Origin of the sequence: Neokomagataea tanensis (assembly GCF_006542335.1) — a bacterium.
Lineage (GTDB): Bacteria > Pseudomonadota > Alphaproteobacteria > Acetobacterales > Acetobacteraceae > Gluconobacter > Gluconobacter tanensis.
The window spans coordinates 1,728,248-1,740,347 of record NZ_CP032485.1 but is presented as its reverse complement, the minus strand read 5'-3'; the positions used below and the strand labels follow the sequence as shown (position 1 = coordinate 1,740,347).

Annotated in this window: 10 protein-coding genes and 2 pseudogenes; 8 read left to right on the top strand and 4 right to left on the bottom strand. The window is 54.7% G+C overall.

Annotated elements, in window-relative coordinates:
- Positions 1 to 133 precede the first annotated feature (133 nt).
- The gene (secB, locus tag D5366_RS07930; protein ID WP_141493014.1) at positions 134 to 655 is read left to right on the top strand and encodes a protein-export chaperone SecB; all 522 of its coding nucleotides are present in this window, start codon (positions 134 to 136) and stop codon (positions 653 to 655) included.
- A gap of 16 nt (positions 656 to 671) precedes the next feature.
- Here secB and D5366_RS07925 read toward each other — a convergent pair whose 3' ends face one another.
- Both D5366_RS07925 and hemC read right to left on the bottom strand, forming a co-directional pair.
- Positions 672 to 1,355: a uroporphyrinogen-III synthase gene (locus D5366_RS07925; RefSeq protein WP_141493905.1), complete on the bottom strand. Its 684-nt coding sequence runs from the start codon at positions 1,353 to 1,355 to the stop codon at positions 672 to 674.
- An 11-nt stretch (positions 1,356 to 1,366) separates the two neighbouring features.
- Entirely contained in the window at positions 1,367 to 2,416 is a 1,050-nt protein-coding gene (gene hemC / locus D5366_RS07920) for a hydroxymethylbilane synthase (protein ID WP_141493013.1), read from the bottom strand.
- 38 nt (positions 2,417 to 2,454) lie between these two features.
- On the opposite strand from hemC, the pseudogene tsaD reads away from it, so the two are divergent.
- The 4 genes and pseudogenes from tsaD (at position 2,455) to D5366_RS07900 (ending at position 6,154) form a co-directional block, all read left to right on the top strand.
- Positions 2,455 to 3,542 (top strand): annotated as a pseudogene (gene tsaD / locus D5366_RS07915) (tRNA (adenosine(37)-N6)-threonylcarbamoyltransferase complex transferase subunit TsaD).
- 37 nt (positions 3,543 to 3,579) lie between these two features.
- Positions 3,580 to 4,404 (top strand): 23S rRNA (adenine(2030)-N(6))-methyltransferase RlmJ, encoded by an 825-nt coding sequence (locus D5366_RS07910; protein WP_141493904.1) that lies wholly within the window; start codon positions 3,580 to 3,582, stop codon positions 4,402 to 4,404.
- 2 nt (positions 4,405 to 4,406) lie between these two features.
- A complete protein-coding gene (locus D5366_RS07905) occupies positions 4,407 to 5,417 on the top strand; it encodes an NAD(P)H-dependent glycerol-3-phosphate dehydrogenase (protein WP_141493012.1) in 1,011 nt (336 codons plus the stop codon).
- A 50-nt stretch (positions 5,418 to 5,467) separates the two neighbouring features.
- Complete coding sequence (locus tag D5366_RS07900; protein WP_170211060.1) at positions 5,468 to 6,154, top strand: TylF/MycF/NovP-related O-methyltransferase; 687 nt, start codon at positions 5,468 to 5,470, stop codon at positions 6,152 to 6,154.
- A 39-nt stretch (positions 6,155 to 6,193) separates the two neighbouring features.
- Here D5366_RS07900 and D5366_RS07895 read toward each other — a convergent pair whose 3' ends face one another.
- A complete protein-coding gene (locus D5366_RS07895; protein WP_240775216.1) occupies positions 6,194 to 7,414 on the bottom strand; it encodes a NupC/NupG family nucleoside CNT transporter in 1,221 nt (406 codons plus the stop codon).
- A gap of 210 nt (positions 7,415 to 7,624) precedes the next feature.
- Positions 7,625 to 9,325 carry a M28 family metallopeptidase gene (locus D5366_RS07890; RefSeq protein ID WP_141493902.1) on the bottom strand — a complete coding sequence of 567 codons (1,701 nt, stop codon included), beginning with the start codon at positions 9,323 to 9,325 and terminating at the stop codon, positions 7,625 to 7,627.
- A gap of 323 nt (positions 9,326 to 9,648) precedes the next feature.
- On the opposite strand from D5366_RS07890, the gene D5366_RS07885 reads away from it, so the two are divergent.
- The 3 genes and pseudogenes from D5366_RS07885 to murJ all read left to right on the top strand — a co-directional run bounded on the left by D5366_RS07885 (position 9,649) and on the right by murJ (position 12,098).
- Positions 9,649 to 10,143 (top strand): glutathione peroxidase, encoded by a 495-nt coding sequence (locus D5366_RS07885; RefSeq protein WP_141493010.1) that lies wholly within the window; start codon positions 9,649 to 9,651, stop codon positions 10,141 to 10,143.
- Between the two features lie 88 nt (positions 10,144 to 10,231).
- On the top strand, positions 10,232 to 10,477 hold the full coding sequence (locus tag D5366_RS07880) for a hypothetical protein (protein WP_141493009.1): 246 nt from the start codon (positions 10,232 to 10,234) through the stop codon (positions 10,475 to 10,477).
- 62 nt (positions 10,478 to 10,539) lie between these two features.
- Positions 10,540 to 12,098 (top strand): annotated as a pseudogene (gene murJ / locus D5366_RS07875) (murein biosynthesis integral membrane protein MurJ).
- The last annotated feature ends 2 nt before the right edge of the window (positions 12,099 to 12,100 follow it).

The following is a 12,100-nucleotide window of genomic DNA, read 5'->3' as shown; positions in this document are numbered from 1 at the left end:
ACAACTCAACCATTTGTCAGAGGACTGAGAAGGTTTCTTAGAACGGGTTGGCGGCAACGAAACATCATGCTACCGCCATGGGGTCGCAATATTTCATAGCTTGCTGCTCATTTAGCAACGCCGGAGATCATTTATGTCCGAAAATTCGACTGCCAACACCCCAAATGCCGAAGGTGCACCAGCACAACTGCCTTTGGCCGTAAACCTGCAATACACGAAAGACCTGTCTTTCGAAGTACCTGCTGGCGCTTCCATTTTTGCTTCTTTGCGCAGCGCACCCCAGATCGGTGTCAACATTGACGTGCAAGTCAACCGCCTGGAAGAAGAGCAACCCGTATTTGAAGTTGCTCTCGCTGTCCGTGCAGAAGCATCTGAAGCCCCTGAGAAGGAAGGCGACAAAGCAGGCCGTACTGTGTTCATTGCTGAACTCACCTACGCTGCAATCGTCACACTGGGCAACGCGCCACAAGAAATGATCGAGCCGATCCTGCTGGTCGAAGTACCACGCCTGATCTTCCCATATGCTCGCGGCATTATCAGTGATGTCACGCGTGATGGTGGCTTCCCACCTGTCGTTCTGCAGCCAATTGACTTCGTTGCTCTGTGGCAAGCAAAGCGCGCTCAGCAGTTCCCAGAGCCAGCTGGCGAAGCCTAAGACCTTGCGCGGGGGATTATCCTCCGCGCAACATAGGCCCCTCACCCAACAGGGTGAGCGGGTCTCCGCACAACACGTCACCCCACATTTTTTCGTCTAAACGTGCTGCAATCGCCTCCGACAGACACAAAGCCCGGACAGCTTTAAAGCAGTGCTTTTCCTCCTTGCTCAAAGCTGAGTGAAAAGCATCAACCGTCCGTCCCGAATAAAACATGACAGCGTGCAAGCAATCATTTTGCAGTGCCACTCTGGCCCCATGCGTTAGCAACGCTTCAGGTAAAGCCGCATAAACTTCAGCGCGCCTTGCACCCAAACCTTGTGCTAATTCATGTCCGTAATTACGGCCTGTCACAAGAAGAACATCGGCCCCCACGATGTGACGCTCACGACAGTACCGCTCCAAGGCAACGGCGTCTCCCTCCGCAGCTTCGACATGTAAGAAGCCCATTTTTTGCGCTCGCGCAGCCGTCTTCTCTCCAACTGCTATGATTTTTTGCTCACGCGGCCATGCCTTAAGTGCGGGCAGAGCCTGACCACTTGTGACGAGCAACGCCTCTACGCGCTCCACTGGCAATGCACCCAAGCTTTCAATAGCAAGCATTGGGCACGCCACCGCGCGCCAGCCATGCGCTGTCACGGCCAGAGACGTCGTCGTCAGGCCGGGCTCAGGCCTTGTGACAATGACAGCATCTCGCACCATGGCAGACACAGCTACTCGCGCGTGATGTCAGCAAAAATATCGTCTGGAGTGTCACGACGCAGCATAGCGCCAACTTCGCGCCCAATCGCTGCGGCTTCACGCGGGTTGCCCCGCAGTTCCCGCTTCAAGATGAAAGTACCATCCTCACTTGCGACGAGACCGCGCAGATATAGCTCACCATTCTCTATCTGGGCGTAGCCGCCAATCGGCGTCCGGCAAGAGCCGTCAAGCATATCGAGCAATGCACGCTCTGCCGTAGCAACCCAGCGCGCTTCCAAGTCTTCGATAGCGCCCAGAAGTTCCCTCAGTTCAACATCACTGCGCCGTACCGTTACACCGACAATGCCTTGTCCAGATGCTGGCAGCATATGTTCTGGTTCAAGAATAATATCCGCGCGCTCCTCCAAACCGAGGCGCCGCAGGCCTGCCAGAGCCAATAACGTTGCATCGCACGCGCCATCAGCCAGTTTTTTTAACCGAGTCTGTACGTTCCCCCGCAAGAGACAGAATCGGAGATCTGGTCTCCGCGCCAACATTTGTGCCTGCCGACGAACCGAAGCACACCCTACAACTGCTCCTTCTGGCAGGGCTGCAAAAGGATCGTTCGTATCCACAACAATGGAACGGTCACGCAGGATTATAACGTCACGGGCATCCTCACGGGTCATGGTACATGCCAGCACCAGATCATCGGGAAGGTGCGTCTCCAAGTCCTTCAAACTATGAACAGCAAAGTCGATCTGCCCAGCCTGCAAAGCTTCATGAATTTCCTTTGCAAACAAACCCTTACCGCCAATTTCTGCCAATCTTTGGGTAAGATTTCGGTCACCCTCAGTACTGATTTGGTGCTCCTGAAATGCCTCCAAATCTCGTAACACAGGGCAGAAGCGGCTCAGCCGACTTAAGAAATGTCGCGTCTGTACAAGCGCAAGGGGTGACATGCGCGTGCCCACACGAAGAGGAAGTGTACGGCGGGACGATCCACTAAGGCCATGGGAGCGGCGAGCAGCTTCAGCCGCGACCCGGAGCAGTGCATCAGAAGGAAGGAGCGTGACATTCATGTCGAGCAGCCATAAACGATCCTGACGAGACTGTCATGATGGCTGTATTTAGCATAGTAAAAGGTATGACCGATCAATATCCCCTAGTAGCGCCACTTTTGGCTATTGAATCATCCTGTGATGACACTGCTTGCGCAATTCTGTCACCGGATGGCTGCATTCTTGCAGAAACCGTTTTATCCCAAACGGACCATGCCGCCCTTGGGGTGTAGTACCAGAAATTGCTGCCCGTGCGCATCTGGATGCCCTTCCTGGGGTCGTGGAAAACACACTGCAAAAAGCCAATCTAAAATTAGAGGATATTGGCGCATTTGCCGCATCTACGGGACCGGGCCTCATCGGCGGGCTTATAGTCGGCAGTTCTTATGCCAAAGGCATCGCAATGGCGTTGAACCGGCCTTTCATTGCCATTAACCACATCGAAGCGCATGTTCTGACCGCACGTATACCCTCTTTGCCTACCCCGCCTGCTTTCCCCTACCTCACACTGCTCGTCTCGGGGGGGCATTGCCAATGCGTTGCTGTACGTGCCGTTGGCCATTACGAAAAGCTGGGTGGCACCATCGACGATGCAGCGGGGGAAGCCTTTGATAAGGTGGCTAAGATGCTTGGCCTTGGCTGGCCCGGTGGCCCTGCCCTTGAGCGCCTTGCCCTTGAAGGCGATGAAAATGCGTATTCCTTACCGCGCCCTCTCTTAGGCCGGGAAGGTTGTGACTTCTCATTCTCCGGGTTGAAAACAGCTGTGAGCCGCCTGCTGACACCCTACGGTCAGACCGCATTACCCCGGCAGGTTGCCGCAGATATTGCCGCGAGCTTCCAAAGAGCCGTTGCCGACGTTATGGCCGATCGTACCCAACACGCTATTCGCCTCCTGCCAGAAGCGACGGCAATCGTTGTGGCTGGTGGTGTAGCAGCGAACAAGCGCCTCCGCCGCACGCTTGAGGATATTGCGGCTGAGCATGCGCTCCCTTTCCTTGCTCCCCCCCTGCGCCTTTGCACTGATAATGCCGTCATGGTGGGATGGGCAGCACTGGAACGCATCAATGCGGGTGAAAACCCCCATGACATTGATCTCGCCGCGCGCCCCCGTTGGCCGCTATCAGAGCGTGCATCTTCCGCCGCTTGATCCCGTTAAAATATTTTCTCAAAGTACTGAGCACGCCGTGAATTATCGACACGCCTACCATGCTGGAAATTTCGCTGACTGCGTAAAGCACGCACTGTTGCTGGCACTGCTGCGTGCCTTGTGCAAAAAAGCAACTGGCTTTTGTGTGCTTGATACACATGCCGGTCTGGGACATTACGATTTGCACGGCCTAGAAGCTGGAAAAACTGGCGAATGGCACGATGGTATCGGCCGCTTACAGGGCAAAAATATACCCGCCCTTAAAGAATATTTGGAAGCCGTTGAAGCGCTTGGCCTTTACCCCGGCTCTCCTGCATTCGCACAGCGTGTTATCCGCCCCCAAGATCAGCTCATAGCCTGTGAACTCCACCCTGAAGACGTTGTTCCCCTACGCCGCCGCTTTCGTGGCATGGAAAATGTCTCGGTTCACCACCGTGATGGCTACGAAGCGCTCCGCGCACTCCTTCCCCCAAAAAACCTTCGCCGCGGCCTCGTGCTTATCGATCCACCTTTTGAAAAACCGGATGACTTTCAACGCTGCGCTGACGCCATCGCTTACACACGCACGCATTTCCGTGCCGGAATTGTCGCTGTTTGGTATCCCATCAAACACCGCACCCCTATCCATGCATTCTACAACACCCTCCGTGACGCTGGCATCGCCGATCTCGTGGCATACGAGTTTTTGCTACGCCCCCCTCTGGACCCTTCCCGCCTCAATGGCTGTGGTATACTCGTGGCAAATGCGCCATACGGGTTTGCGGAAGAAGCGCGCACCATCCTTGATGCCTTGGCTCAGCATCTTACAACCGAAGATGATACAGCCATTGAAATCCGCATTGAACGGCTGACAGAGGAATAATCATGACCGCACATCCAGCAACGCAAACCCGCCCTCATGTCGCCGTCGTCGGTGCTGGGGCATGGGGTATCGCGCTCGCCTGTGCGGCGGCCCGCAATGATGCAGATGTCACACTTTGGATGCGTGGCCCTGTCCCCCAAGGCACCAGAAACCTCCCGCGCCTGCCGGACATCACAGTCCCCGATACGATCACCCTGACGAACGAGTTGCCCCGCTCAGCAGATGTCGTGCTGCTGGTTACCCCGGTGCAATCCAGCCGACATATCTCTGAACGGCTTGAAGCCGTTTTAGAGCCCGGTGTACCGGTCATTACCTGCTGCAAAGGAATGGAAGCCACGACTGGACTCCTGCCCTTGGATGTACTGGCGCAAACAATGCCCGGCCGCCCAGCTGGCGTTCTTTCTGGGCCAAATTTTGCCATTGAAGTCGCGCAGGACTTGCCCGCAGCCGCAACTTTGGCCAGTGCTGATCTTACCCTCGCGCAGAACCTCGTCGCCTTACTTAGCACACCAACATTCCGCCTTTACGCCAGTGATGACGTCACGGGCGTCCAATTAGCGGGCGCCACCAAAAACGTCATCGCCATTGGCGCTGGCATAACTATTGGCGCAGGTTTAGGTGAAAATGCGCGCGCGGCACTCATAACGCGAGCAGTTGTGGAAATTGGACGCCTTGCGGAAGCAATGGGGGGCAGAGCCGCGACATTAACCGGCCTATCGGGTATGGGCGACCTCATCCTAACCTGCACGGGACGCGGTTCACGTAACTATTCGCTCGGCTTGGAACTGGGCACAGGCTTTAAACTGTCCCGCATCCTAGCGGCCCGTACGACCGTTGCAGAAGGCGTACTGACAGCACCGACCCTACGTGACCATGCTGCAAAACTTGGGGTAGCAACGCCAATTATCGATACTGTTGCCCAGCTCCTCGCAGGCGAAATCACGCCCGACCAAGCCCGCAGCTTGCTACTAGACCGCCCCCCACCATTGAATAAGCTGCCTAAGACACAGTAATTCACAATTGCGCCGAGGGTATTTTATACATGTGGATGAGAAACGAGAAAATGCGGCGCTTTCTCGGCGGTAACCGTGTGGCGCGCGCCCTTACCTTCGGCCTCCAAAATCGGCTGCAAATGGCGCTGCTCAAAGGCCATAAATCGCCTAAAACGCTGAGACGCCTAGCCGCCGCATCTAAAGCCGCGCACTCCCTGCTCAGCACGGATGAAGCTTTTACCCTGCACGAGATCGCACAAGGACAAACTACCCTACCCGGAGATTTCGCGGAGTTCGGCGTTTATCGCGGCGCGTCCGCCGCACTGATTTGCGGTGTTAAAGGCTCAAAACATTTACATCTTTTTGATACGTTTGAGGGACTTCCCGAAGGCACAGAGGAAGGCGAACGAAACGTCTTTCAAGAAGGCCAGTTCACCGGCACCCTCCCCGATGTTCAGCAAATTTTACGCCATTTCGGTGGCGTCTCCTTCCACAAAGGCTTCTTTCCAGACACCACCGCAGGGCTCGAAGAGCACAAGTTTTCATTTGTGCATCTCGATGTTGATTTGCACGACGCGACGCGCGATGCGCTGGCTTTCTTTTACCCCCGCATGGTTTCCGGCGGGGTTATCCTGACACATGATTATTCGATTATCCCGGGCGTTTCCAAAGCCTTTCAGGATTTCTTTGCGCTCAAGCCTGAGAATATCATCGAACTCACGACCACACAGGCCATGGTCATTATTCACCCACGGTAAAGAGGTCTTGAAGGCTCTGCTGAGCCTTTAAAAAGCCGCTTATACCAGCAGGCCTGCGATAACCGCGCTCATAGCGTTCGACAAAGTACCCGCTATGACGGCACGCCCAGCCAATGCCGCAACATCACCACGCCGTGCAGGGGCGGCGCTGCCAAATGCACCTATCAAAATTCCGATTGTTGATAGGTTCGCAAATCCACACAAAGCAAACGATAGAATAGTGATCGTATGCAACGATAACAAATGGCCATGGATGAGCGGTGACAGACTGGCGTAAGCCACGAACTCGTTAAATACGATTTTCTGACCCAATAACCCGCCAGCCGTAACAGCCTCTGACCAAGGCACGCCCATGAGCCACACCACAGGCGAGAGCAACACACCAAGTATGCGCGTCAGTGTTAGGCCGGCATTGCCCAAAATGCCATCGACTAGGGCAATTAACCCCACAAATGCGACCAAGACAGCACCGACAGCCACAGCAATACGGGCGCCATTCATCGCACCGTCCGCCAGTGCTTCGAACACGGTGTTGTGCCGCTTGGACATATTCTCCAGCGCAGCAGCGTCTTCGCGCTCACCGGGGAACAAAATCCGGGAGAATAAAAGCCCCCCGGGAATAGCCATAACGGAAGCCGCGAGTAAATTCGTCATCGGCACACCCAGTGAGGCATAGCCCGCAAGGACCGACCCCGCAACAGATGCCGTTCCGCTGCATAACACTGTAGCAAGAACACGCTTTGGCAGACGATCCAAAGTGTGTTGCAACGCAACCGGCATTTCCGTTTGCCCAAGGAAAATTGTCAGGACAGCTGAAAAACCTTCCATTGGCGTAGTGCCCAGAATTTTTGCAACGATCCCGCCAATAACCCGCGCCAGAAAGCGCAGGACACCGTAATGCTCCAGTAAGGCCAGCAGAGCAGCAACATAAACAATCTGTGGCAGGACACGCAGTGCAAAAACAAATGCACCACCGCCAAAAATATCATTCATGCGCGGTCCGACAAGACCACCAAACAAGAATGCACTGCCTTGCCCACCGAATGAGAGCACCCATTCAACAGCATCTGAAAGACGGTGCAACACAGCCGCACCGGGGGGGCTCCACAGCACTAATAAACCTATCAAAGCCTGCATTACAAAGGCCTTGGCAACAAATCGCCAGTCAATCCCACGCCGGTCGGCGGAGCACGCCACACCTACAGCCAAGAGAATAACGATCGCCACCAGAGCGCGAAGTAACAAAGCGGCTTCAAACACCGGCGGACTTCCTTTTTACGTTCACAACGGGCCGAAACTGTTCTCACACGCGCAATATGTCCAGCCCTGAACAATCATACACGTTTTCTAAAAACCTATGCAGCGTTTCGGGCACTGCATCGGCTGTCACCACACATCGATACCTCCGGCCCTCCCCAGCACGCGTTAATCTGCACGCTAGGCACGAGGGCCGGAGATAAAGGATAAATATTAGGGCGTCTCGGAGCGTACAGCGCTGCTTTTTTGGCGTATCGCCGCAAATTCAGAGCCTTGCTTCCATGTTGGCCAGTCATGGGAAAATGCGAGCTTGGCCCCCACCCGGCGCACAGCCTCTACATCTTGCGCCGCCCCACGCAGGTCCCAATCAGCGCGCCATTCATCACACGCCTGATGGTAACACTGCATGTAATTTTTGAGCCATGTCAGGCCAGCCTCTTTGCCCCCCTCATACAAGTCAAACGGACCCGCCATATCCATTACGGCCAAGACCGGCACTCCTGCCCGTGCAAACGGCAAATGATCGGCACGATAAAAAGCGCCGCGCTCTGGCATAGATTCAGGCTCTGTAGTCCGCCCTTGCTCTTTTGCAGCATCGGCAAACTGGTCCTGCAAGCTGTCCTGCCCTGCCCCAATAATGTAAGCATTCCGAGATGGCCCAGCCATCTGCAATACATCCATCGTTAAATCTGCAGCTGTTTTTTCAAGCGGTGCTAGAGGGTGTGTCGCATACCAGTTGGAGCCCAGCAGCCCGCGCTCTTCTCCGGTCCATGCTGCAAAGCGGAGCGTGCGCAACGGCTTCGGACCTGATTGGAAAGACCGCGCCAATTCAAAAAGCGCCGCAATACCTGAGCCATCATCAATAGCTCCACGACGGATGGAAACCTGACCTTTCGGGTTTTTACTCTGACCAAAAGCGTCCCAATGCGCGCCGAACAAAACACTCTCATCAGGGTATTTGGAGCCACTGATTTTACCAATAACGTTTTGGCTCTTCAGGTAATCCACTTTTACAGACATTTTGACCGAGAACGTCGTGTCAGCCAACGTCACCGGCTTGAAATCAGGCGAGCGTGCTGCGACCCTTAGATGCGGCAGGTCCAGTCCAGCTTGCGCAAAAATACGCTCCGCTGTCGGTGTCGACATCCACCCAATCATCGGGACAGATGCTGTCGCCGCATTAGGGCGCAAAATATCATATTCCTCACCGCTCGGGGCAATCACCGTGCTCCAGGGGTAAGATGCACCAGCCGTATCGTGAATGATAAGAGCACCAAGGGCACCCTGCCGCGCCGCTTCCTCGAATTTATACGTCCAACGGCCATAATAGGTCATTGTTTTGCCGCCAAACCGCCCAGAAACAGGTTCGTTGGATGCAGCCTCAAAATCTGGGTCGTTCACCAAAAATACGGCAATTTTCCCATGCAAGTCTACGCCCTTGAAGTCATCCCAATTCCGCTCAGGGGCGGATACGCCGTAGCCGACAAATACAAGCGGTGCGTGGTCAATTACCACCCGCTTACGCGGCTGAAGCGTTGAAAGAACAAGGTCATTCAACTGATGGAACTGGCTGGTTTTTGCCCCGGTGCGTACAGTGGCCACCGTGGAAGGGTTGGGGCGTGTACGCAACATCGGGACCGTTTGCGTCCAGCCTCCATTATCGCCACCCGGCTCCAAACCAATTTTCTGGTACTGCTCAATCAGCCATTTTACCGTAACCGCTTCACCCGGTGTCCCCGGCGCACGACCTTGAAAAGGATCCGAGGCAAGCACTTTGATAGCATCTGACATACGTGCCGGATTAATCGGCCCTAACGACGCCGGATCAAACGGCGCAGCAACGGCTTTGCCGAGAGTTAAAGCAAGGGCAGTACCAAGCAAAAGAGAGGAATAAGCACGGCGGCGAAAGGTCATAAACATACACTTTTTCAAATAGGTAGAACGACACCTTACGCCATGCACAAGATTCGAAAAGCCTTCGCGGGCTTAATAATCCCGTACCCGCTTGGCCGGGGGGCGTAGTGGGTGGCACCGTGGTCGGTTGTTTGACATTCATAACAGCACATAAACCCGTGCCCTTCTCCATCGCATCAATCGCGATTGACGAAGGCCTGTCAGAGCGGAAACTAATATACGCATCGGAGACTAATGCAGAGAGCGGCATATCCTAACGACGTTTCGTCGTTTATATCTTGTGTCGAAAATACAAATCCTGTTCGAAGAGTCCGGGGGAACACATGCCAAGCATATATGACTTCAGCCTACCGTCCCTCGATGGAAAGACCATAAATTTTTCTGACTATCAGGGCCGCCCGATCCTACTCGTAAACACAGCATCAAAATGCGGCTTCACCCCTCAATATGAGGGGCTTCAACACCTGTGGTCCGTCTATGGCCGTGAAAAAGATAACGGGCTTGCCATTATCGGTATTCCATCCAACGAATTTGGCAACCAAGAGCCGGGCTCGTCAGATGAAATCGGTGCGTTCTGCCACCGCAATTACGGCGTTAGCTTTCCGATGGCCGCCAAAGCCTCTGTGCGCGGCCCTGACGCCATCCCTCTTTTCAAATGGCTCCGTAAGGAAGGCGGCTTCCTCTCAACCCCACGCTGGAACTTCTACAAATATCTGATCAACGGCCAAGGCCATCTTGATAAGTGGTATACTTCTCTTACGAAACCTGAAGGCAAACGTATTGAGCACGCTGTGCAACGCCTGCTCTTGGATTGCTGAGGACTCGTCGGCACAAACTGCTTTTTCCTTGACGGATCGTATCGAACTAAGCCAGCTTCATGACAGTTGCATGACATGGAGCGACCCCATGACCACCTCTTCGCAGAGTTCTCCGCTCAAACCTCTTCTGCCACTACTCATCGTTGCAGCCCTTGGCGCGCTCTGCCCGGTGGTCGCTCAAAATGTTGATCACTTTTTATCTGTCTCAGGCACTTTCTGGGCCAGCCTGATGAGCATTGGGCAGGTGGCTCTGCTCATCGTCAGCCTTGGCGCCCTCTCCTCTCTGCGCCTTGCTCCCCAACGCATCCACAGGCAGAAAAACGGCCTGCACTAATCACGCCTCTCGGCCGATTCCAGTGGTATCGTCTGGCTTCTTGTTAAGCTAAAGACGATACCATGATTCGTAATTTCCTGACTGTCGGCGGCTGGACCATGCTTTCGCGGGTTCTCGGCCTTGTCCGTGACCAGCTCCTGTACAATTTTTTGGGCGCCGGCCCCGCACTTGATGCTTATCTCGTTGCATTGCGGCTGCCCAACATGTTCCGACGCCTCTTCGGGGAAGGTGCTTTGAACTCGGCTTTCGTGCCGATGTTCACCGCAAAATATGAGCAGGAGGGTCACGATAAAGCCCTTCTTTTCGCCAGTCAGGCGCTCTCAGCCCTTGTCTCTTGGCTGGTTATCCTGACGGTAATCTGCGAGATTTTTACACCCGTTGTTATCTGGCTGACATCAGACTTCAGCCCGGACGGAAGCCGCTTTGCATTAGCGGTCGCGCTAACGCGTATTACATTCCCGTATATGGTCCTCATTTGCGCAGCTGCACTTGTAGCCGGAATACTTAACGGACGCGGGTATTACAGCGCGGCATCCGCCGCTTATCTGGCTTTTAACGTCATCGGCATTGCTGCCACCTATATCGGGTATTGGGGCTGGCATGATGTAGTGTTCGCGTCTGCATGGGGCGTAACACTATCAGGCGTGGTGCAATTTACGGCACTGCTTTGGGCCACAAAACGCGCAGGCCTTCTGCCCTTGCTCGTTCGGCCGACCCTTTCGCCTGATATGCGCATGATGCTGCGTCGTATGGGCCCGGGCCTTTTAGGTTCAGGCATCACACAGATCAACCTGACCGTGGACACAATAATTGCCACAAAACTACCGGTTGGCGGAGTATCCATCCTCAATGCAGCTGACCGTCTGAACCAGCTTCCTCTTGGTGTCCTTGGGGCTGCCGCTGCGACCACCCTCATGCCGGTTTTGTCCCGGCACGTCGCAACCAACGACACAGACAACGCCCGGGCCAGCTTAAACCGCGCACTTGATTATGCGCTCCTGCTCACCCTGCCCGCCACGGCAGGTCTTATCGCTTTAGCCCCACTGCTGATGACCGGGCTTTTTGCTTATGGTCATTTTTCTACACCAGATGCACTTTTGGCAGCGGAATGTCTGCGCGCTTTTGCGGCCGGGCTTCCAGCTTTCATTTTGATTAAAGTCTTATCCCCCGGCTTTTTTGCATACGGGGATACAAAAACGCCCGTACGCATTGGCTTTGCGACGCTTGCGCTAAACCTTGGGCTCAACCTCGCGCTGTTTCATCCGCTTGGGTACCTTGGCCCGCCCCTCGCCAGCACATTGGCAGCCATCATAAACGTCATTTGTCTAGCTACACTACTCCACAAACGCGGCGTGTTGCAGCCTGATCAAGCACTCAAGAAGCGCGTGCCACGCATTCTCGCGGCCTCTATCATTATGGGGCTTTGGGTCGCAGCTGGCCAAAAAATTCTCGCCCCCACGTTCTGTACCAACACGGAATTTTACGTGTTGCTGCCATGGGTGCGCTGGTCGTCCTTGGGGCCATCATTTATGCTGCGGCTCTTGATGGGCTTGGCATTATGAAAGTTAAGGATGTGCAGGCAGCGTTGCAAAAACGCATCGCCCGGCGGCGCACTCGCTAAAA

Bases quoted from the DNA above. Each gene is read 5' to 3' on its own strand.
- D5366_RS07880 (WP_141493009.1), top strand. From the start codon at position 10,232: ATGACCACCTCTTCGCAGAGTTCTCCGCTCAAACCTCTTCTGCCACTA.
- D5366_RS07900 (WP_170211060.1), top strand. From the start codon at position 5,468: ATGCGGCGCTTTCTCGGCGGTAACCGTGTGGCGCGCGCCCTTACCTTC.
- secB (WP_141493014.1), top strand. From the start codon at position 134: ATGTCCGAAAATTCGACTGCCAACACCCCAAATGCCGAAGGTGCACCA.
- D5366_RS07925 (WP_141493905.1), bottom strand. From the start codon at position 1,355: ATGGTGCGAGATGCTGTCATTGTCACAAGGCCTGAGCCCGGCCTGACG.
- D5366_RS07905 (WP_141493012.1), top strand. From the start codon at position 4,407: ATGACCGCACATCCAGCAACGCAAACCCGCCCTCATGTCGCCGTCGTC.
- D5366_RS07890 (WP_141493902.1), bottom strand. From the start codon at position 9,325: ATGACCTTTCGCCGCCGTGCTTATTCCTCTCTTTTGCTTGGTACTGCC.
- hemC (WP_141493013.1), bottom strand. From the start codon at position 2,416: ATGAATGTCACGCTCCTTCCTTCTGATGCACTGCTCCGGGTCGCGGCT.
- D5366_RS07885 (WP_141493010.1), top strand. From the start codon at position 9,649: ATGCCAAGCATATATGACTTCAGCCTACCGTCCCTCGATGGAAAGACC.